The organism is Myxococcota bacterium, assembly GCA_039030075.1.
GTDB lineage: Bacteria > Myxococcota_A > UBA9160 > UBA9160 > SMWR01 > JAHEJV01.
Genome location: JBCCEW010000019.1, coordinates 1 through 20224, shown reverse-complemented (window position 1 = coordinate 20224; position 20224 = coordinate 1). Strand labels below are relative to the sequence as shown.

Sequence of the window (20224 nt, the reverse complement as noted above, 5' to 3'; positions counted from 1 at the left end):
ATTGGACGGGTGCCCCGCGAGCGAGTGCTCTCCCCCCATCCGAAACCCCCGATCGGACCTGGCCTGACCGAACGCCAGCGCCAGGTGCTGCGTGCTGCGGTGCGTGCCTACGTCGGTGAAGCGGTGCCGATCGGGTCGAAGCACCTCTCGCATCTGCTCCCGACACCGCTTTCGGCGGCCAGCATCCGAACCACCCTGGCCGAGCTCGGAGAGCTCGGTCTCGTCGAGCAGCCCCATTCCTCGGCGGGACGCGTCCCCACCCAGGAAGGCCTGCGTCACTTCATCGATCACCTCCTCGACCGTCGCCCGGTGAGCGACTACGAGCGACGCACCGTCGACTTCGGCGTCGGCAGTGCTGGAACCGAACAGGTCGTCGAGGTGGCCGCCCAGCTCCTGTCGCAGCAGACGCGTCTGCTCGGTTTCGCGGTGGCGCCACGACTCGACCGGGTTCGCCTCCAGCACGTGTCCCTGGTGCGGCTGGGCGCGGCGCGGATCCTGGCCGTGCTGGTCTCTACCGCCGGCGACACCTACCGCCGCACCCTGCCCGCGGATTCCGACGTCTCGCAGCGGGAGCTCGACCGCGCCGCCCTCCTGCTCAACGAGCGCGTGGTCGGCCGCACCCTCCCCGAGGTGCGCGACCAGCTGCGACGCGAGGCCCAGGCCCTGCGCTCCGAGGCCGACCGGCTGCTGCGCTGGGCGGTGGCCCTCGGGGAACAAGCCGTGGCTCCGACCGCCGACGAACCCGTGGACGTCGTGGTGGCCGCCCGCCTCGCCCTGCTGGACCAGCCCGAATATCGCGACCCCGATCGGGTGCGGGAAATCTTCGAAACACTGGAGGCGAAGGAGCGTTTGGCCGAAGTCGTGGAGGAGATGCTGGCGGGAGCAGGCGTGTGCGTGGCACTGGGTGCCGAAATGGGCGACCCGAGCCTTGCGCGCTGCGCTCTCGTGGCCACCCATTACGGCGAAGCCGACGCCCCGCTCGGAGCGGTGGGCGTCATGGGGCCGAGCCGAATGGACTATTCCCGCGTAATTCCGCTGGTGGCGTACTGCTCCCAGCGAATGACAGAGAAGCTGCAGGCAGAATGAGCACGGGCGACCCGAAAGACGCGGACGGCCTCGGCGGGCCCTCGATTCCGACCGACCCCGAGCTCGAAGCCGCCCTGCGTGAGGCGGCCGAGGCCGTCGAGGGCTCCGACGACGACGAGTCGGGCGGGGAAGAGGAACCGAAGGAGGTTCCCGCGGCCGACGACGTCGGCGAAGCGGTCGACGCCCTCCTGCTCGACGATCCGCTGGCGGAAGAGGATTCCGACGCCCTGGTATTCCGGCTGCGCGAACAGCTCGCCGAAGCGAGCGACAAGATGACGCGGCTTCAAGCCGACTTCACCAATTTCCGGAAGCGCGCCGCCAAGGAACGCCAGGAAGCGGTGCTCTTCGGTAGTCAGAATCTCTTCAAGGACCTGCTTTCCGTGGTCGATAACCTGGACCGGGCCATCGGCCACGCTCAAGAGAACAACGGCGGGGACTTGGGGAGCTTTTTGCAGGGTGTCGAGCTCGTGAGACGCGAGCTTCTCGGTGTTTTCGAGAAGCACCACGTGACGGAGATCGAGGCGATGGGTTGCGTCTTCGATCCCGCGCTGCACGAGGCGATGGCTCAAGTAGAAGTGGATTCCGCCCCCCCGAACAGCGTCGTCGAGGTCCTCGAGAAGGGCTACCAGCTGCGAGATCGGCTGGTGCGTCCGTCCCGAGTGGTCGTGGCGAAGGCACCGAGCGAAAAATCGGACGAGGGGGAGCCCTCCGCCGGGTAGTCGTCTCGAAAGAGGCGGCCGCGGTCGGGGGGACGAGCGGTCATGGGCAAAGTCATCGGAATCGATCTGGGCACGACGAACTCGTGCGTCGCGTTGTACGACAACGGCGACTCCCAGGTCATCACGAACGCGGAAGGGGCGCGGACCACGCCTTCGATGGTCGCGTTCTCCAATTCCGGTGAGAAGCTCGTCGGCCAGATCGCGAAGCGGCAGGCCGTCACCAACCCCGAAAGCACGATCTACGCGGTGAAGCGCCTGATCGGGCGCAAGTACGAAGGCGAAGAGGTCTCGAAGTTCCGCGAGATCGCACCCTTCGGCATGGAGCCCGCCGAGAACGGTGACGTCCGGGTCAAGATCGCCGACCGCGCGTACTCGCCTCAGGAGATCTCGGCGATGGTGCTCGCGAAGATGCGCGAGACGGCCACAGACTTCATCGGCGAGGGCGTCACCGAAGCGGTGATTACGGTCCCCGCCTACTTCGACGACTCCCAGCGCCAAGCCACCCAGGACGCCGGGAAGATCGCCGGCCTCAACGTCCTGCGGATCCTGAACGAGCCCACGGCTGCCGCGCTGGCCTTCGGTCTCGACAAGAACAAAAATGGCAAGATCGCGGTCTTCGACCTCGGCGGAGGCACCTTCGACGTCTCGATCCTCGAGATCAACGATTCGGTGTTCGAGGTGCGCAGTACCAACGGCGATACCTTCCTCGGCGGTGAGGACTGGGACCTGCGCCTCGCGGATCACATGCTCGAGACCTTCAAGGACGAGAGCGGCATCGATCTCAAGAAGGACGCGATGGCGCTCCAGCGCATCAAGGAGGCGGCCGAGCGCGCGAAGCACGAGCTGTCTTCCTGCGAGGAGACCGACGTCAGCCTGCCGTTCATCGCGGCGGACGACCAGGGTCCGAAGCACCTCGCGATGACGATCACCCGCCAGGAGCTCGAAGAGCAGACCAAGGATCTGATCCAGCGGCTGCGCGAACCGTGCACCCAGGCCCTCGAGGACGCTGGGCTCTCCGCTGGCGAGATCGACGACGTGGTGATGGTCGGCGGCATGACCCGCATGCCCGCGATCCAGCGCGAGGTCGAGCAGATCTTCGGGAAGCCGCCGCACAAGGGCGTCAACCCCGACGAGGTCGTGGCGGCCGGCGCGGCGATTCAGGCCGGAGTCTTGTCGGGCGAAGTCGAGGACGTCCTGCTCCTCGACGTGACCCCGCTCTCGCTCGGCGTCGAGACCCAGGGCGGCGTGTCCACGCCGATCATTCCGCGCAACACCACCGTGCCCACTACGATGAGCCAGGTGTTCTCGACGACGGAAGACCACCAGACCGTCGTCCGGATCCACGTCGTCCAGGGCGAGCGCGAGATGGCGGCCGACAACAAGACCCTCGGGCGCTTCGAACTGGTCGGCCTGCCGCCGGCACCGCGCGGCGTCCCCCAGATCGAGGTGACGTTCGACATCGACGCCGACGGCGTCGTGAACGTCTCGGCGAAGGATCTGGGGACCGGTCGCACCCAGAAGATCCAGGTGACCGCTTCGAGCGGTCTGTCGGAGGAAGAGGTCGAGACGCTCGTGGCCGAAGCCGAGCACAACGCCGACGCCGACCAGGCGCGCCGCGAACTGATCGATCTTCGCAACCAGGCCGACGGACTCATCTACTCGACCGAGCGCACCCTCGAGGAGTTCAAGGAGAACATCAACGAGGAACAGAGCGCAGGGCTTCTGGGCGCGATCGAATCGGTGCGCGACGCCGCTTCGGACGAGGCCGTCGAGGCGCTGCGCGCGGCGATCGGCGAGCTCTCGGCCCGCACCTTCGAGCTCACCGAGGCGCTGTACGCCGAACTGGGTGGCGAGGCCGAAGAAGAGTAGGGCGCGTGCCCCCGGGGTCGGTCCGACGCCCCGCTGAACTCGCGATCCAGGGCTTGACCGAGGTAGGCCCGCGTCTAGAGTTCCCGGTCGAACCGGCCTTCCCGCCGGGGAGTGCCCCATTTGTCGAAGCGCGATTTCTACGAAATTCTCGGCGTCTCGCGGGACGCGGACGCCGACGCGCTCAAGAAGGCCTATCGGGCGATCGCCATGCGGGACCATCCGGACCGCAACCCGGACGATCCTGCCGCCGAGGAGCGCTTCAAGGAAGCCTCGGAGGCCTACGCGGTCCTGTCCGACCCGGAGAAGCGGCAGGCCTACGACCGCTTTGGCCACGCCGGCGTGGGAGCGGGCGGCCCGGGCGCCGGCGGCTTCCAGGATTTCGGCGATCTCGGGAACTTCACGGACCTCTTCGACGACCTGTTCGGAGACCTCTTCGGCGGGCGTCGTCCGGGGGGCCGACGGCGCGGGCGCGGCCAGCGAGGCGCCGACCTCCGCTACAACCTCGAGATCGAGCTCGCTGACGTGCTCGCGGGGCTCGAGCCCTCCATCCAGATCCCGAAGATGCGTCCCTGCGACACCTGTGAAGGTTCCGGCGCACGCCCCGGGACCTCGCCCGAGACCTGCGACCGCTGTCGTGGGGCAGGGCAGGTGGTGCTCCAGCAGGGATTCTTCCGCGTCAGCCGTCCCTGCGACGCGTGCGCCGGTGCCGGCGAGATCATTCGCGATCGGTGCGGTGACTGTCGCGGCCAGGGCCGCATTGAAGGTCAGCAGACGATCAAGGTGCGAATCCCGGCGGGCGTCGACGACGGCACGCGGCTGCGACTGTCGGGCGAAGGCGAGGCTGGCATCTCCGGCGGACCACCAGGTGATCTCTACGTCGTGATTTCCGTGAAGCCCCACGAACTCTTCCAGCGCGAAGGCCCCGATCTGCACTGCCAGGTTCCGATCACGATGGTCCAGGCGGCGCTCGGCGCCGAGGTCGACGCACCGACCCTCGAAGGCAAGGTGAAGCTGAAAGTGCCCGAGGGCACCCAGTCCGGGAAGGTGATGCGCCTGCGCGGCAAGGGAATGCCGAGCCTGCGCTCGGCCGCCCGCGGCGATCAGCTGCTCCATCTGTTCGTCGAGACCCCGACGCGGTTGACCGGTTCCCAGCGCGAGCTGCTCGAGAAGTTCGCCGAGGTGTCGGACGTGAAGGTGTCTCCCGCCCACAAGGGCTTTCTGGATAAACTGCGAGAGCTCTTCGATTGAGATTGAGGGGGGGGAGGCGGATGGCCCGCTGGTGCGCTGCGCTCCTGCTGGCAATGTGGTGGGGTTGGCTCGGCTGTCAGTCGTTCCGACTGCCGCCGAGTGAAGAGGAACGGCGCGCGTTCGCCCAGGCCGAGCGCGCCGTTGCGGCCGGCCCGGAAGAGGGCCGCGAAGCCTTCGAGTCCTATCTACGGCGCTACCCCGACGGCGCGCTGAGCCCGGACGCCCATTTGGCCCTCGGCGCGCTCGCCCAGGAGGAGGGCGACCTCCCTCGGGCCATGCGTCACTACGCCGAAGCGGCCGACCAGGGCGGCACGGCGGGCGATCGCGCGCGGGTGAAGCTCGCGGCGATCGAACTCGAGCGGGGCAACCCGGTCGCTGCGCGGCGCTGGGTGAAGCCGGTGCGGCTGTCGCGCCTCGAAGGTCCCGAGCTGCGCAACGCCTACCGCGCACTGGCCGAATCGGCGGAAACGCCGCCCGAGCGGCTGCGCTGGCTCGCGTTGCTTCGCACCGCGGTGCCCGAAGGCGAGTTGTCGGCGGTGGATCTCGAGATCGACACGCTCTTGGGTCAGCTGTCGATGGAGGAGCTACGCGCGTCCCGTCGCTACGTCGGCGATCGACCGCCTGCGGCGCGGGTCTATCTGACCCTCGCCGAGCGCGCCCTCGAAGCGGGTGATCTCGGCGCCAGCGAAGACGCGATTACCCAGGCGGGGAAGCGCCCGCTGGCGCCGCGCTACGCGGGTCGTCTCGCCGCCGTCGAGAAGCGGCTCCGCAGCCGCGACGACGGGCCGGTCGTCGTCGATCAGCTGCCCACGTTCGCGGAGGTGATGGAGCGTCCGCTGCCCGATCCGGGCGACGCGCGCGGCGCCATCGGCGTCGTGCTGCCCCTGACCGGTCCCTACGCCCGCTTCGGTGAGGAAGCGATGCAGGGCGTGCTGCTCGCCTCGGAGACCTTCCCCGGTGAGAGCGCCACCGGCCGGCCGCGGATCCGCGTCGTGGTGCGCGACTCCGCCGGAAACCCGGCGCAGGCCGCGCGAGCGGTCCGCGATCTCGCCGCCGACCCGGAGATCGTCGCGATCGTGGGGCCGCTGGTCTCGAAGGCCTGTGAGGCGGCGGCGGTGGCCGCGGAAGCAGAGGGCGTCCCGCTGCTCACCCTGTCCGCGCGCGATGCGATCGCTTCCGAACGCGACTGGGTGTTCCGAATGCGCACCCGCCCGGCGGAAGAGGCCCAGCTGGTGGCGGACCGGGCGATCGCCCTCGGCGCGCGCCGCTTCGCGATCCTCTACCGCGACGACCCCTACGGCCACGGGCTGCGCCGTCTGTTCTGGGACGCGGTGGAAGCCCGCGGCGGCACCGTCGTCGGCGTGGCCGCCTACGATCCGAAGGCGACCGACTTCGGCGACTCGATTCGCCGGCTGGTGGGCTACACGCTCCTCAGCTCCGAGGAGCGCTCCTTGATCGCGCGGCGCGATCGCATGGAGAAGAAGGCCCGACGGCTTCCCGCTGCCGAGGCGCGCGCGCTGCGTCGGCGCGCGCGATCGCTCACGACGGCGTCGGGTGCGCCGATCCCGCCGATCGTCGACTTCGATGCGCTCTTCATTCCCGAGTCGGCCGACAACATGGTGCTGATCGCGCCCCAGCTCGTCTTCCACGAGGTGACGGGCGCGCGCATCCTGGGCCCGGATGGCTTCTACTCGAAGGAGCTGCTGCGTCTCGCGGGCAACCACCTCGACGGAGCGCTCTTCGCGTCCCACTTCTTCCCCGAGTCGGAAGTGCCCTACGTCGCCGATTTCAAGGAGCGCTTCGAGACCACCTTCGACAACTCGCCCGACGTGTTCGCCGCCCAGAGCTTCGACGCGGCCCGGATCGCCGTCCTGCAGCTCGCCGAGGGGGTGCGGGGCCGCGGAGAGATGCGCGAGGGGCTGCTCGAAGTCGAGGGGTATCCGGGGGTTTCCGGCATTCTCACGATCCGCGGCGACGGCAACGCGCACAAACGCCCCTACCTGCTCGGCGTCGAGAAGGGCCAGGTTCGCCACTACATCGACTGACCGCCCTCAAGTCGGCTTTTCGCAGCGTCGAAACGCTCGGAATGGACGAACGTCTTTCGAGCTTCTCGATCCCCGAAGAGTTGCCGGTCCTGCCGCTGCGGGAAATGGTGGTCTTCCCCTACATGGTGCTTCCGCTCTTCGTGGCCCGCGAGCGTTCGATCGCGGCGGTCGAGGATGCGCTGGCGAGTGATCGCCTGCTGCTCCTGACGGCTCAGCGCGACGGCGAGATCGAAATCCCCAGCCCCGACGACCTGCATCGGGTCGGCACGGTCGTGACCGTGATGCGCGTCCTGCGCATGCCCGACGGCCGCGTGAAGGTGCTGGTGCAGGGACTCTCCCGCGCGCGCATCGACTCCTTCGTCGAGCAGCACGCCTCGACCTGGGCACGGGTCTCGAAGCTCGGCGACGACAACGAGGCCGAATGGTGCGTCGAGGCCGAGGCCCTGGTGCGCGCGGTGCGCTCTCGCGTCGAGGAACTCCTGCCGCTCAAGAATCTCCCGCCCGAGGTGCTCTCGGTGACGGCGAACGTGAGCGATCCGGGCCAGCTGGCCGACCTGATCGCGTCGAACCTGAAGCTGCGCATGGCCGAGGCCCAGGAAGTGCTCGAGGTCGAGGACCCGATCGCGCGTCTGCGCCGCGTGGACGCCCTGCTGCGCCGCGAGCTCGACGTGACGACGGTGCAGGCCGAGATCCAGTCCCAGGCCCACGACGAGATGACCCGCAGCCAGCGCGAGCACTTCCTGCGCGAGCAGATGCGCGCGATCCAGGCCGAGCTCGGTGAGACCGACGGTCGACTCGAGGAGGCCGACGAGTACCGCGCGAAGATCGAAGACGCGGGACTCCCCGAAGAGGCGATGACCGAGGCGCTGAAGCAGCTGCGCCGCCTCGAGCGCATGCACCCGGACGGCCCCGAGGCCCACGTCGTGCGCAGCTATCTCGACTGGCTGGTGGAGCTGCCCTGGGCCCGCGCGTCCGAGGACCAGCTCGGACTCGACGCGGCGAAGTCGATCCTCGATCAGGACCACGCCCATCTCTCGGGCATCAAGGACCGGATCCTCGAGTTCCTGGGAGTGCGGAAGCTGCGCGGTGACTCGCGCGGTCCGATCCTCTGCTTCGCGGGCCCGCCCGGTGTCGGCAAGACGTCGCTCGGGCGCTCGATCGCCCGCGCCATGGGCCGGGAGTTCGTGCGGATCTCGCTGGGCGGCGTCCGCGACGAGGCCGAGATCCGCGGTCATCGCCGCACCTACGTGGGCGCCATGCCGGGCCGCATCGTTCAGGGCCTGAAGCAGGCCGGCACCCACAACCCGGTGTTCATGCTCGACGAGATCGACAAGCTCGGCGCCGACTATCGCGGCGATCCGTCTTCGGCCCTGCTCGAGGTCCTCGACCCCGAGCAGAACCACCGCTTCAGCGATCACTATCTGAACGTTCCCTTCGACCTCTCGAAGGTGCTGTTCATCGCGACGGCCAACATGATCGACTCGATCCCGGGCCCACTGCGCGACCGCATGGAAGTGATCCGCATCGCCGGCTACACGCCGGAGGAGAAGGTCGAGATCGCGCGTTCGTATCTGGTGCCGCACCAGTTGCGCGAGCATGGGCTCGGCGAAGACAGTCTGCGCTGGACGCGCGGCAGCCTGCTCGACCTGGTGACCGACTACACCCGCGAGGCCGGCGTTCGCGACCTCGACCGCCGGATCGCCGCCCTGTGTCGGAAGACGGCGCGGCGGACCGCCGAGGGCAACACGCGCCCCCAGACGGTGAACAAGAAGAGCCTCGAGCGCCTGCTCGGGCCCCCGCCGTTCCTCTCGGAGAAGCCCGAGGGGCCCGGCGAGATCGGGCTCGCGAACGGCCTGGCCTGGACCGAGAGCGGCGGCGAGGTGCTGACCCTGGAGTCGACGATGACGCCGGGGAAGGGCATGGTGCTCACCGGTCAGCTGGGCGACGTGATGAAGGAGTCCGGTGCCGCGGCGCTCACCTGGGCGCGCGGGCGCGGGGCGGATCTCGGCTTCGACGCGGCCATGTTCGGTCGCCACGAAGTGCACGTGCACGTGCCGGCGGGTGCGATCCCGAAGGACGGCCCGTCCGCGGGCATCGCGATCGCGACGGCGATCATCTCGCTCGCCACCCGCATCCCGGTGCGCGCGGACACCGCAATGACCGGCGAAGTGACCCTGCGCGGTCGCGTCCTGCCGATCGGCGGCGTACGCGAGAAGGCGCTCGCGGCGCTCCGCGCGGGCATCCATCGGGTCGTCCTGCCGAAGAAGAACATGCAGGACCTCTCCGACATCCCGCGCGACCTGAAGAAGAAGATCGAGTTCATTCCGGTCGAGGACATGGACGAGGTGTTGGCCGCGACGCTCGAGCGGATGCCCGGACCCTCGGGCAAGAAGCGTCGGCGCTCGCGCGCCGGGACGTCGCCTTCGCCGGTCGCGACCGCCAAGTCGCGCTGAGGCCGCTCGCACAGGGTCGGGCTAGCCTCGCCCCACGCGAGTGGAGGGCGGGGTGGCACGAGCCACGCAGCTGCGGGATCTGGGAGAGTTCGAGCTGATCGAGCGCATCGCGCGCGTGGCAAGACGCCAGCGTGCGACGGGCGTGGTGCGCGGGATCGGCGACGATGCGGCCGTCTTGCGGCCGCGGGCCGGTGCGGACGACGTCGTCTCCACCGACAGCCGCGTCGAGGGTGTGCACTTTCGCTGGGAGACCGATCCTCCGCGGGTGGTCGGGCAGACGGCGCTCGCGGCCGCGCTCTCGGATCTCGCCGCGATGGGCGCCGCACCACGCGGCTTCACCTGGTCGTTCGCCGCGCCGCCGGGCCTGTCCCTTGCGCGCTTCGATGGTTTGACCGCCGGACTGCTCGCGATGGCCCGGGCGACCCGGTGTCCGCTCGTGGGCGGCAACCTCACGCGGGCCCGGGAGACGAGTCTTCATTTGACCGTGCTAGGCGCCGTGTCACGCGGACGCGCGCTGCTGCGGTGGGCGCGGGTAGGGGATCGCGTCTTCGTGACGGGCACGCTGGGAAACGCGGCGCTCTCCCGGCGCGTCGCTGCGTCGAGCGGTCGGCCCCTGCGCTGGGTGCCGACGCCCCGCCTCGAAGCGGGGCGCCGGCTCGCGCGCATACCCGGTGTGCGCGGTTGCGTCGACGTTTCCGACGGCCTCTTGGCGGATCTCGGACACCTGATCGGTCCCGAGCGGAATTGTCCGATCGACCTGGACCGGCTCCCCCGCCAACACGGTTTCAATGCGCGCTGTCGCCGGCTGGGCGTCGAACCCGGCCGTCTCGCCGCGGCCGGAGGCGAGGACTACGAGCTGCTCTTCGCGATGGCTCCAGACGGCCCGAGCGAGGCGCAGCTCGCGCGGCGCCTGGGGGTGCGGGTCACCGAGCTCGGGTGCGTCGCCGCCGGCCCGCCCGTCGCTTCGCAGGGGCGCGGCTGGCGCCATTTCCGCGGGCGTCGGGGGCCCGCCTGAGTCTGCCCGCCGGGTCGGGGGAACTGCGCCTAAGTTGCCGGTTCCCGTAGGTTTTGCGCCGCTCCGACGATCAAGAACCCCGGCCAATCCACCGATAGTCCCTGCGTGAGAGTTGCACTCACGCACAAGTTCGTAGTGGGCGCGCTGATCGTGGGCGCCGCCGTGGTCGGGTTGCCTCTCGTGTTGACCCGCAGTGGTGTGCACGTGGCCCCGTGGCTCGCGCCCTTCGTGGCGCTCGGTGTCGGTGGCGTGCTCGGGTACTTCTGGTCGCGCTCGCTTTCGCACTCGTTCTCGGCGCTGCGCTCGGCGAGTGATCAGATCAGCCGCGGCGACCTGCGTCCGCTCCGCGACGTCGGCGCGCCGCCGCGCTTTCCGGACGAGACCTGGGATCTCGCCTGTGGCCTGCAGGGCATGACGGCGAGCCTGCGCGAGCTGGTGGACGGCGTGAAGACGACCGCGCGCCGCGTGGAACACTCCTCGGTGGAGCTGCGCCGCACGGCGGAAGCGCTCTCCGGCGGACACGAAGGCATCACCTCGGCGGTAGCGGCGCTGGCCAGCGACGTCGCCGAGCAGCAGCGCCGGCTGGGCGACACCACGCGACTCGTGCAGGAGATCGCGTCGGCCATCGAACTCAATGCGTCGCGCGCGCGCGAGGCCTTCGGCTTCGCCGCCGAGGCGAACCAGAAGGCCGGGTCGGGTGTCGACGTCGCCCGTCTCGCCATCGAGAAGATGCGCACGGTCTTCGAGCGCGTGGAGCACGCCGTGGCACGGGTGTTCGAGCTCGAGGCGAAGACGCGCCACGTGCACCAGATCACCGAGATCATCACGAGCGTCGCCCAGCGGACGAACCTGCTGTCGCTGAACGCGTCGATCGAGGCGGCACGCGCCGGTGAGGCCGGCCGTGGCTTCTCGGTGGTCGCCGACGAGATTCGCAAGCTCGCCGAGAACGCCGGCCGCAGCGCCGAGGAGATCGCGAAGCTCATTCACGAGATCGAGTCGGACACCAACGAGGTGGCCGAAGGCATGCGCGAATCGAGCGTGGTCGTCGGCGAGGGCCGCGAGGACGTCGACACCGTGGCGGCCTCGCTCGAGCAGATCCGCTCGGCCGTCGGTGAGGCCGCGCGCCGCGCCGAGGAGATCTTCGAGGGCGCGGACACCCAGGCGATGGACGTCCAGCGCATGGTCGAGTCGATGGAGCAGATCGGGCGCGTCGCGGTGCGCAACGCCGAGGCGATCGAGGGCGTGGCCGGGACGGCCCACGGTCAGGTCGACTCGATGTCGCAGATGGTCGACGCGAGCCAGTCGCTGACGGGCCTGGCCGAGGAGCTGCGCGAGGTACTCCACCGCTTCGACACGGGCGGAGGCGCCTCATGAGCGCGCTCATCCAGGATCGCCTGCTGACCTTCGAGATCGGGGCATCGCTCTTCGCGCTGCCGATCGAGGGGGTTCACGAGGTCGCCGAGTTCGGTGAAGTCGCGTGCATTCCCACCCTGCCGCGCGACGTCGCCGGCGTGGTGAACTACCGCGGCGACGCACTGCCCGTGGTGAATCGCGGCTGCCTGCTCGAGCCGACGCGCGGCACGCCCGCGGACGGCGAGCACCTGCTCGTGATCAGCGATCGCCCGGCGGGAATCCCCTGCCTGGGGCTCTCGGTGGACCGTGTCCTCGGCCTGGTCGACGGCACCTGCACCGCGGGTCGCGGACAGGACCCGGTGGTCGAGAAGCGCCCGATGGATGGGCGCTTGGCACACATCCTGGATCCCGCGCGTCTGGTGGCGCGCGCGAAGAAAGTGATCGAAGACTCACTCGCTCGGGGTGAGTGAAAGACGGGGGTACGAACGATGGCGCGAGTGCTGGTAGCAGATGACGCGTCCTTCATGCGACAGATGATCCGCGAGATCGTCGAAGCGGAAGGACACGAGGTCGTGGGCGAAGCATCCGACGGCGACGAGGCCGTGGAGGAGTGGAAGCGCCTCCATCCGGACGTGGTGACGATGGACATCGTCATGCCGCGCCGGTCGGGCATCGATGCCGTGAAGGGCATCATCAGCGTCGACGCGAATGCGTGCGTGGTCATGTGCAGCGCGCTCGGTCAAGAGACGCTCGTGCAGGAAGCGCTCCAGGCCGGCGCGAAGGACTTCATCGTGAAGCCCTTCAAGCCCGAGTCGGTGATCGCGACCCTGAACAAGGTGCTCGAGAAGGGCGACTGATCGTGGACCTCGCGAAGTACCGGACGATCTTCATCGAGGAGTCGACGGAGCACTTCGCCGAGATGAGTCGAGCCTTGCTCGAACTCGAGAAGGACCCACGGAGTGCGGAAGCGATCGACACCGTCTTTCGCATGGCCCACTCGATCAAGGGAATGGCCGCCTCCCTCGGCTACGACCAGATCACGGCCGTTGCACACAAGCTCGAGGATCGCATGCAGGTGATCCGCGAGGCTGGAGTGGTGGGCCCGCCGGAGGAGCTCTCGCTCTTGTTCCGGGGGCTGACGGCGCTCGAGGGCATGGTCGATTCGGTGAAGGACGACGGCGAACCCGGGCCTGCCGACCCGGCCCTGCTGGCGGCCCTCGACGAACCGGCGCTGGCGACCCCCGCGCCGGTGTCGACCCGCGAGGCGCCGCCCACGCGCGAACGGCCTGCTCCGCCGAGCGGCTTCGACGCTTCGCGGCCGCCGCCGACGGTCCGCGTGAACACGGCCACCCTCGACCGCTTCCTGTCGACGGTCGGAGAGGTGATCCTCTCGACGAGCCAGGTCCGCACGAGCGCCGAGGCCGACACCCACCAGGGCGGTGGCGTCTCCGAAGGCCTCGACCGGATGGATCGCGTCGTGGGCGAGCTCCAGCGCCGCGCCCTCGAGCTGCGGACTACGCCCCTGTCCCGGATCCTCGATCCGCTGCCCCGCACGGCGCGCGATGTGGCCGAACGCGCGGGAGTTCGCGTCGAGGTCGAGATCCGCGGTTCCGAACTCGAACTGGACCGCTCGATCCTCGACGCCCTCTCCGATCCGCTCGTCCACCTGCTGCGCAACGCGGTGGACCACGGTATCGAGCGCCCGGAAGACCGCGAGTCCGGCGGCAAGCCGCCGGTGGGGCGCATCCAGATCGAGGCGCGCCGCGAGAAGGATTCGATCCGCATCACGATTTCCGACGATGGATCGGGCATCGACCTGGACGCCGTGCGCGAGCGCGCGACGGCGGCCGGCGTCGTGCACCCCGACCTCGCCGACGACCTGGCGCCGTCTCAGATCGCAGCCCTGGTCTTCGAGCCCGGCCTGTCGACAGCGCGCGAGATCTCCGAGATTTCCGGACGCGGCGTCGGCATGGACGCCGTGCGCGCTGCCCTCGAGTCGCTCGGCGGATCCGTCGAGATCGCGACCGAGCGCGGGCGCGGCACCGCCACGACCCTCGTGGTGCCGATCGCCGCCGCGGTGCAGCGGGTGTTGCTCCTCGGCGTCGGGGCCGAGACCGTCGCGTTCCCGATCGCCAAGGTCGAGCGCATCGAGGAATGTCCGACGGAGAGCATCGAGCGCAGCGGGGCCGACGCCTTTGCGCTGCTCGAAGACGAACTCGTGCCGGTCCTGGATCTAGGCGATCACATTGCCCAGCGCGCCGGGAGCGCGGGCGACCTGACCCACCTGGTGTTGACCGAAGTGCGCGGCGAACGCGTCGCCTTCTCTGCCGAGCGGGTGAGCGGCCAACAGCAGATCTACGTGAAGCCCGTCCCCGAGCTCTTGCGCGGCGCGCGCGGGCTCGCGGGACTCACCATCCTGGGAGACGGACGGCCGATGTTCCTGGTCGATCCGAATCAAATCGCATGACGACGGCGTTCGACGGCATCGACGAGGCCGAGATCGATCGGCTGCGGGAGCTGGCCCACATCGGCGCCAGCTGGGCGGCCTCGGCCTTCGCCCGGTTGGCCGGTCGCACCATGCTCACCCGCGTGCCGCTCGTGCATGGTCCGGATCGCTTCCGGAAGCGGGGCGATTGGGAGACGGGCATCTTCTGCGAGATCTCCGGCGGGATGGCCGGGATGGTCGTGGTGTTCCTGCCGGCGACGACGCGCCGGTCGGTCGTTTCGCTCTTGTGCGGCGCCGAGGACCCGCCGGCCGAGATGGTGGCTTCGGCCCTCTCCGAGTTCGGGAACATCCTGGCCTCGCAAACCGTCTCGGCGATCGCGGATACGCTGGGCATGACGATCCTGCCGGGATTGCCCGAGCTCGTCGTCCAGGACGCGGAGACCGCGCTCCAGGCGCGTATGTCTCCCCGACATCGGCCGCCGGCCCCGCTCTACATCGAGAGCGAGATCTTCGATCGCGCCGGTGAGTTCCGTGCGATGCACGTCTTCCTGCCGGACATCGAGAAGCTCGAGGCCGCGCGCTAGCGACGCTTCGCTGCCCTCGGCTGCGTCTGATACGTTGCCGGCGATGCCGAAGGTCGTGACGTGAATCCGGACCAGCTGCGAGCGCTGCTCGAACGCGTACGCGAAGGCGAGATCGAGACGGAGGCCGCCCTCGAGGAACTGGCGCGGCTCCCCTTCGTCGACGTGGCCGACGCGCGAGTGGACACCCATCGCGCGCTGCGCGCGGGATTGCCCGAGGTGGTGTTCGCGCCCGGCAAGACCCCCCAGCAGATCCATGACATCGTGCAGGCGCTGCGGGGGCAGGGGCAGGACGTGCTCGTCACGCGCCTCGAGGCCGGTCCCGCCGAAGAGGTGCAGGAGCGCCTCGGGATGGGTTTCTACGAGCCCGTGGCACGCACCTTCTGGGTCGGGCCCGCAGAGGTGGCGCCGATCGGGAAGGGCACGATCGCCGTCGTCGCGGCCGGCACCGCCGACCTGCCCGTGGCGCGCGAGGCCGCCCAGGTGGCCCGCCACTTCGGGAACAAGGTCGACCTGCTGGTCGACGTGGGCGTCGCGGGCCTGCACCGGCTGCTCGCGGCGAGTGACACGCTGCGCTCGGCCCGGGTCCTGATCGTCGTGGCGGGAATGGAAGGGGCGCTGCCCTCGGTCGTCGGTGGCCTGGTCGCCAAGCCGGTGATCGCGGTTCCCACCAGCGTCGGATACGGCGCCGCCTTCGACGGGCTCGCCGCCCTGCTCGGCATGCTGACGAGCTGCGCGTCCAACGTGACGACGGTGAACATCGACAACGGGTTCGGCGCTGCCTATGTCGCGACGCTCATCAACCGGCTCTAGTTCGCGCACGCGCGCTGGAGGCGGCACCAGCAGTCGGGGGAACGCCGCCGGGCGCTCGGCGCGAGCGTCGAAGCGGAAGTCCTCTTCGGGGGGATCGAGCGCGTCCAGCGGCGGGAGCGTCCTGCACCTCGACACCTTCTCGGGCATCGCCGGCAACATGTTCCTCGGGGCCTTGCTCGACCTGGGGTTGTCGCGGAGCGCGTTGGTGGAAGACCTGGCGGGTCTCGGCGTCGCCCACAAGCTGGTCGTGAAGAAGGTGCAGCGCGGTGCCTTGGCGGCGAAGTACGTCGACGTCCGGGTTCCTGGGGCCCGCTCCGGGCGTGACACCCATCAGGCGCCGCGGAAGCCTGCGAAGGCGAGAGCGGCCGCCCACGACGATCACCACCACCATCACGGCCACCACGCCCACAGCCACGGACGGAGCTATCGCGAGATCGTGAAGCTGCTCGAGGGCGCACGCCTCGACGCGGACGTGCGCGCCCGTGCGATCGCGATCTTCACCGCCCTCGGCGAAGCCGAGGCCCGAGTGCACGGGTTGCCCCTCGAGCGCGTCCACTTCCACGAGGTCGGCGCCGTCGATGCAATCGTCGATGTGACGGGTGCGGCGATCGGGTTGGCGCGTCTCGGGATCGAACGGGTGAGCGCCACCCCCGTCGCGCTCGGCGAGGGGACGGTCGAGACCGACCACGGACGGCTTCCCTTGCCGGCCCCGGCCACGCTCGAGCTGCTGCGCGGCGTCCCGACGGTGCCCGCCCATACCGAGTGGGAGACGGTCACCCCGACGGGCGCTGCGATCCTGCGCACGATCGTCGACGAGTACGGACCCCTGCCGGCCATGACCGTCGAGGCGATCGGCTACGGCGCCGGCAACGATCGCTCGCACGGCATGCCCAACGTGCTGCGCGCGGTGATGGGAAGCGCGCAGGGAACCGAGCGGGATCGCGTGGTGTGTCTCGAGACGAACCTCGACGATCTGGTGCCCGAGCACTTCGCCTTCTTGATGGAGCGTCTGTTCGAAGCCGGTGCGCTCGACGTCGCGCTGCAGCCGCTTCAGATGAAGAAGAACCGGCCCGGCATCCTGGTGCGCGTGCTGGGACGCCCCTCGGACCGCGTCGCCCTGGCCCGGATCCTGTTCGCCGAATCCACGGCGCTCGGGGTGCGGGTGTCGGAGGTCGACCGGATCGTGCTCCGGCGCGAATCGCGTCGCGTCGATACGCCCTACGGGAGGATCGGCGTGAAGGTGGTCTGGGATCCCGACGGCAGGGAGAGCGTGTCGGCCGAGATCGACGACTGCATCCGCGCGGCGCGCAAGCACGACGTTCCGCTCCGCGAGGTGGTGCGGGTCGTGGAGGAGGCAGCGCGCGGGTGAGCGCCGAAGATCCGCCCGCCGTCGACGCGCGGGCCTTCGATCTGGGATCGGGCCGCGACGCCGCCCTGTGTCTGCATGGCCTGACCGGTACGCCCTATGAAGTGCGTCGGCTCGGTGAGGCGCTGGCGGAGCACGGCGTGCGCGCGGTTGGCCCCTGCCTGCCGGGCCATGGCGGGGAACCCGAGGCCCTGGCCGAGATCCCCTATGAGGCGTGGCTCGAGGCCGCCCGGGCGCGCTATCGGGCCCTCCGCGCCGAACACGAGCGGGTGTTCGTGCTCGGCCTCTCGCTCGGCGGTCTGCTCTCGCTCTGCCTGGCGGCGGAGGAGCCGGACGTGGATGCGGTCGTCGCAGTGGGCACGCCCCTGCAGTTCCACACCCGGCTCGTGCCCCTGATCCCCGTGGTGAAGCGGCTCCTGCCCTATCTGCGAAAGCGGCGCGGCTCGGACATCCGAGACCCCGTCGCACGGGCCGTTCACCCGAGCATGCCGGTGATGCCGATGGCGGGGGTCCACGAGCTGGTCAAGCTCCAGCAGCGCGTGCGGCCGCTGCTCGCCCAGATCCAGGCGCCGATTCTCGTGGCCCACGGCCGGCTCGACTACACGGCCCACCCCGACGATGCCCGGACCATCGCCCGGACGGTCGGCTCGCCCGAGCGCGAGCTCTGCTGGCTCGGGAACTCGGGCCACGTGGTGCCCGTCGACCACGACGGGCCCCATCTGGCCGCCCGGGTGGCCGCCTTCGTCACGCGTTCCCGTCGGTCGCCCCTGCGCTAAGTTGCTCCCGGAGAGGTTCCGATCCCATGCCCCGCAGGGGCGATCGCAGGAGGGGGTTATGAGTCTGCCCAAGGCTGTGGTGAAGCGAGTGCTCAGCGAGCACGCTGGCGGAATGCGTGTGTCGGGTTCCGCGCTGGACAAGGCCGTAGAAGCGGCCGAGGAGTACCTCGGTCGGTTGGCGCGCGCCGCGAACCAGTCCGCGGAAGAGAACAAGCGCAAGACGCTGATGGACGCCGATATCGCGAACGCTCGCTCGCAGGTCGGCTGACCGGAGCGGAGCTCCGGCGTTCGCGAAGCGAACGCAAAAGAGCCCCGGAGCGTCAGCTCCGGGGCTCTCTCGTTTCCAGGCTTTCTCTTCCTCGGGGGCCGAGGGCTGAGTCGGTGCGATCGAGCACCGCGTCCCAGCCGAGCAAGCCGGACCCGGGCGGCGCGGCCTCGGGTTTCCCCGTGTGACCGCCACCGCCCGCTCGGCGCGCAGCGTCCGCGGAGCGGACGCGGAGCTACATCATTCCGGGCATACCACCGGGCATTCCGCCCGGCATGCCGCCAGGCATACCGCCACCGGCGCCGCCCTCTTCGGGCTTGTCGGCGACCATCGCCTCGGTCGTCAGCAGCAGGCTCGCCACCGACGCCGCGTTCTGGATCGCCGTCCGCACCACCTTCGTCGGGTCGATCACGCCCGCCTTCAGCAGGTCCTCGTAGGTCTCGGTGCGCGCGTTGAAGCCATTCGCTCCCTTCGCGTTCTTCACCTTGTCCACCACGATCGAACCGTCGATCCCCGCGTTCTCCGAGATCCGGCGCAGCGGAGCCTCCACCGCACGGCGGATGATGTTCACCCCCGCACGCTGCTCCTCGTTCTCACCCAGGTCCTCCAGCACCTTCTGACAGCGCAGCAAAGCCACACCACCGCCAGGCACGATCCCTTCCTCGACCGCAGCACGCGTCGCGTGCAGCGCGTCCTCCACCCGGGCCTTCTTCTCCTTCATCTCCGTCTCGGTGGCCGCACCCACCTTCACGACCGCCACACCGCCGACCAGCTTCGCCAGCCGCTCCTGCAGCTTCTCCCGGTCGTAGTCGCTCGTCGTGTCCTCGATCTGATTGCGGATCTCCGCACAGCGCCCCTCGATGTCGCTCTTCTTCCCCGCGCCATCGATGATCGTGGTGTTGTCCTTGTCCGTCACCACGCGCTTCGCGTTCCCCAGGTCCTTCAGCGTCACGTTCTCCAGCTTCAGACCCAGCTCCTCCGCAATCACCTGGCCACCCGTCAGGATCGCCATGTCCTGCAGCATCGCCTTGCGACGATCCCCGAAACCAGGCGCCTTCACCGCAGCCACGTTCAGCGTCCCGCGGATCTTGTTCACCACGAGCGTGGCCAGAGCCTCGCCCTCGATGTCCTCCGCCACGATCAGCAGCGGCTTCCCCTGACGTGCCACCTGCTCCAGCAACGGCAGCAGGTCCTTCATGTTCGAGATCTTCTTCTCGTGCAGAAGAATCAGCGGCTCGTCCAGCGACACTTCCATCCGCTCCGGGTCCGTCACGAAATACGGCGACAGATAACCCCGGTCGAACTGCATGCCTTCCACGACGTCCAGGACCGTGTCCATCGACTTCGCTTCCTCGACCGTGATCACCCCCTCCTTGCCGACCTTCTGCATCGCCTCGGAGAGAATCTCGCCAATCGTCTCGTCGTTGTTCGCCGAGATCGTCCCCACCTGCGCAATCTCACCCGCGTCACGCGTCGACTTCGACTGCTTGTGCAGGGCCTCCACGATGGCGCCCACCGCGGTGTCCACACCGCGCTTCAGCTCCATCGGGTTCATCCCCGCCACCACCAGCTTGCTGCCCTCGCGGAAGATCGCCTGCGCCAGCACCGTCGCCGTGGTCGTTCCGTCACCGGCCACGTCCGAGGTCTTGCTCGCGACCTCCTTCACCATCTGCGCGCCCATGTTCTCGAACTTGTCTTCGAGCTCGATCTCCTTCGCCACCGTGACGCCGTCCTTGGTCACCGTCGGCGAACCGAAGCTCTTGTCGATCACCACGTTGCGGCCCTTCGGCCCCAGCGTCACACGCACCGCGTTCGCGAGCTGATCCACGCCCGACAGCATCTTCGAGCGCGCTTCCTGGTCGAATCGAATCTCTTTCGCCATGCCTACTTACTCCATGACCCCGAGGACATCGTCCTCGCGAATGATGATGTGCTCGTCACCGTCCACCTGAACCTCGGTCCCCGCGTACTTGCTGAACAGCACGCGATCGCCCTTCTTCACGTCCAGCGGCTGCACCTTGCCGTCCTCGCTCACCTTCCCATTGCCCACGGCCACCACCTTGCCCTCCGAGGGCTTCTCCTTCGCCGTGTCGGGAATGATGATCCCGCCCTTCGTCGTCTCTTCCTCGTCGATCCGCTTGACGAGAATCCGGTCCTGCAACGGACGGATCTTCATGGGATTGCTCCTT

General features: G+C 69.3%; 18 protein-coding genes. 16 read left to right on the top strand and 2 right to left on the bottom strand.

All coding sequences use genetic code 11. The features are described 5' to 3' along the window. Nucleotides 1-9: 9 nt before the first annotated feature. From hrcA to AAF430_18695, 16 genes are all read left to right on the top strand, one after another. Complete coding sequence (gene hrcA / locus AAF430_18770; GenBank protein MEM7412279.1) at nt 10-1086, top strand: heat-inducible transcriptional repressor HrcA; 1077 nt, start codon at nt 10-12, stop codon at nt 1084-1086. Further along, nucleotides 1083-1805: a nucleotide exchange factor GrpE gene (gene grpE / locus AAF430_18765; protein ID MEM7412278.1), complete on the top strand. Its 723-nt coding sequence runs from the start codon at nt 1083-1085 to the stop codon at nt 1803-1805. Before hrcA ends, grpE begins: the two co-directional genes overlap by 4 nt. 42 nt (nt 1806-1847) lie before the next feature. Then, entirely contained in the window at nt 1848-3674 is a 1827-nt protein-coding gene (gene dnaK, locus AAF430_18760; protein ID MEM7412277.1) for a molecular chaperone DnaK, read from the top strand. Nucleotides 3675-3794: 120 nt separating this feature from the next. Beyond that, nucleotides 3795-4922, top strand: a complete 1128-nt coding sequence (gene dnaJ / locus AAF430_18755; protein ID MEM7412276.1) for a molecular chaperone DnaJ — start codon at nt 3795-3797, stop codon at nt 4920-4922. Nucleotides 4923-4942: 20 nt separating this feature from the next. Continuing rightward, on the top strand, nt 4943-6967 hold the full coding sequence (locus AAF430_18750) for a penicillin-binding protein activator (GenBank protein ID MEM7412275.1): 2025 nt from the start codon (nt 4943-4945) through the stop codon (nt 6965-6967). A gap of 41 nt (nt 6968-7008) precedes the next feature. Next, nucleotides 7009-9420 carry an endopeptidase La gene (lon, locus tag AAF430_18745; protein ID MEM7412274.1) on the top strand — a complete coding sequence of 804 codons (2412 nt, stop codon included), beginning with the start codon at nt 7009-7011 and terminating at the stop codon, nt 9418-9420. Between the two features lie 52 nt (nt 9421-9472). After that, nucleotides 9473-10435 (top strand): thiamine-phosphate kinase, encoded by a 963-nt coding sequence (gene thiL, locus AAF430_18740; GenBank protein MEM7412273.1) that lies wholly within the window; start codon nt 9473-9475, stop codon nt 10433-10435. 105 nt (nt 10436-10540) lie between these two features. Beyond that, nucleotides 10541-11809 carry a methyl-accepting chemotaxis protein gene (locus AAF430_18735; protein ID MEM7412272.1) on the top strand — a complete coding sequence of 423 codons (1269 nt, stop codon included), beginning with the start codon at nt 10541-10543 and terminating at the stop codon, nt 11807-11809. Next, nucleotides 11806-12258, top strand: a complete 453-nt coding sequence (locus AAF430_18730; protein MEM7412271.1) for a chemotaxis protein CheW — start codon at nt 11806-11808, stop codon at nt 12256-12258. The genes AAF430_18735 and AAF430_18730 overlap by 4 nt, the downstream gene beginning before the upstream one ends. An 18-nt stretch (nt 12259-12276) precedes the next feature. Next, the gene (locus AAF430_18725) at nt 12277-12645 is read left to right on the top strand and encodes a response regulator (protein MEM7412270.1); all 369 of its coding nucleotides are present in this window, start codon (nt 12277-12279) and stop codon (nt 12643-12645) included. A 2-nt stretch (nt 12646-12647) separates the two neighbouring features. Beyond that, nucleotides 12648-14255, top strand: a complete 1608-nt coding sequence (locus tag AAF430_18720; protein ID MEM7412269.1) for a chemotaxis protein CheA — start codon at nt 12648-12650, stop codon at nt 14253-14255. After that, nucleotides 14252-14818 (top strand): chemotaxis protein CheC, encoded by a 567-nt coding sequence (locus AAF430_18715; GenBank protein MEM7412268.1) that lies wholly within the window; start codon nt 14252-14254, stop codon nt 14816-14818. The genes AAF430_18720 and AAF430_18715 overlap by 4 nt, the downstream gene beginning before the upstream one ends. 60 nt (nt 14819-14878) lie before the next feature. Continuing rightward, on the top strand, nt 14879-15628 hold the full coding sequence (gene larB, locus AAF430_18710; protein ID MEM7412267.1) for a nickel pincer cofactor biosynthesis protein LarB: 750 nt from the start codon (nt 14879-14881) through the stop codon (nt 15626-15628). After that, nucleotides 15600-16997: a nickel pincer cofactor biosynthesis protein LarC gene (gene larC / locus AAF430_18705; protein ID MEM7412266.1), complete on the top strand. Its 1398-nt coding sequence runs from the start codon at nt 15600-15602 to the stop codon at nt 16995-16997. Before larB ends, larC begins: the two co-directional genes overlap by 29 nt. Continuing rightward, on the top strand, nt 16994-17770 hold the full coding sequence (locus AAF430_18700) for an alpha/beta fold hydrolase (protein MEM7412265.1): 777 nt from the start codon (nt 16994-16996) through the stop codon (nt 17768-17770). Before larC ends, AAF430_18700 begins: the two co-directional genes overlap by 4 nt. A gap of 58 nt (nt 17771-17828) precedes the next feature. Beyond that, nucleotides 17829-18038 (top strand): histone-like protein, encoded by a 210-nt coding sequence (locus AAF430_18695; GenBank protein ID MEM7412264.1) that lies wholly within the window; start codon nt 17829-17831, stop codon nt 18036-18038. A gap of 232 nt (nt 18039-18270) precedes the next feature. Here AAF430_18695 and groL read toward each other — a convergent pair whose 3' ends face one another. Both groL and groES read right to left on the bottom strand, forming a co-directional pair. Further along, the gene (gene groL / locus AAF430_18690) at nt 18271-19917 is read right to left on the bottom strand and encodes a chaperonin GroEL (protein ID MEM7412263.1); all 1647 of its coding nucleotides are present in this window, start codon (nt 19915-19917) and stop codon (nt 18271-18273) included. A 6-nt stretch (nt 19918-19923) separates the two neighbouring features. Next, entirely contained in the window at nt 19924-20211 is a 288-nt protein-coding gene (gene groES / locus AAF430_18685; protein MEM7412262.1) for a co-chaperone GroES, read from the bottom strand. Nucleotides 20212-20224: the final 13 nt, after the last annotated feature.

Coding starts and splice junctions, on each gene's coding strand:
- grpE (MEM7412278.1), top strand. CDS start 1,083: ATGAGCACGGGCGACCCGAAAGACGCGGACGGCCTCGGCGGGCCCTCG.
- dnaK (MEM7412277.1), top strand. CDS start 1,848: ATGGGCAAAGTCATCGGAATCGATCTGGGCACGACGAACTCGTGCGTC.
- AAF430_18750 (MEM7412275.1), top strand. CDS start 4,943: ATGGCCCGCTGGTGCGCTGCGCTCCTGCTGGCAATGTGGTGGGGTTGG.
- lon (MEM7412274.1), top strand. CDS start 7,009: ATGGACGAACGTCTTTCGAGCTTCTCGATCCCCGAAGAGTTGCCGGTC.
- AAF430_18730 (MEM7412271.1), top strand. CDS start 11,806: ATGAGCGCGCTCATCCAGGATCGCCTGCTGACCTTCGAGATCGGGGCA.
- AAF430_18725 (MEM7412270.1), top strand. CDS start 12,277: ATGGCGCGAGTGCTGGTAGCAGATGACGCGTCCTTCATGCGACAGATG.
- AAF430_18715 (MEM7412268.1), top strand. CDS start 14,252: ATGACGACGGCGTTCGACGGCATCGACGAGGCCGAGATCGATCGGCTG.
- larC (MEM7412266.1), top strand. CDS start 15,600: ATGTCGCGACGCTCATCAACCGGCTCTAGTTCGCGCACGCGCGCTGGA.
- AAF430_18695 (MEM7412264.1), top strand. CDS start 17,829: ATGAGTCTGCCCAAGGCTGTGGTGAAGCGAGTGCTCAGCGAGCACGCT.
- groL (MEM7412263.1), bottom strand. CDS start 19,917: ATGGCGAAAGAGATTCGATTCGACCAGGAAGCGCGCTCGAAGATGCTG.
- groES (MEM7412262.1), bottom strand. CDS start 20,211: ATGAAGATCCGTCCGTTGCAGGACCGGATTCTCGTCAAGCGGATCGAC.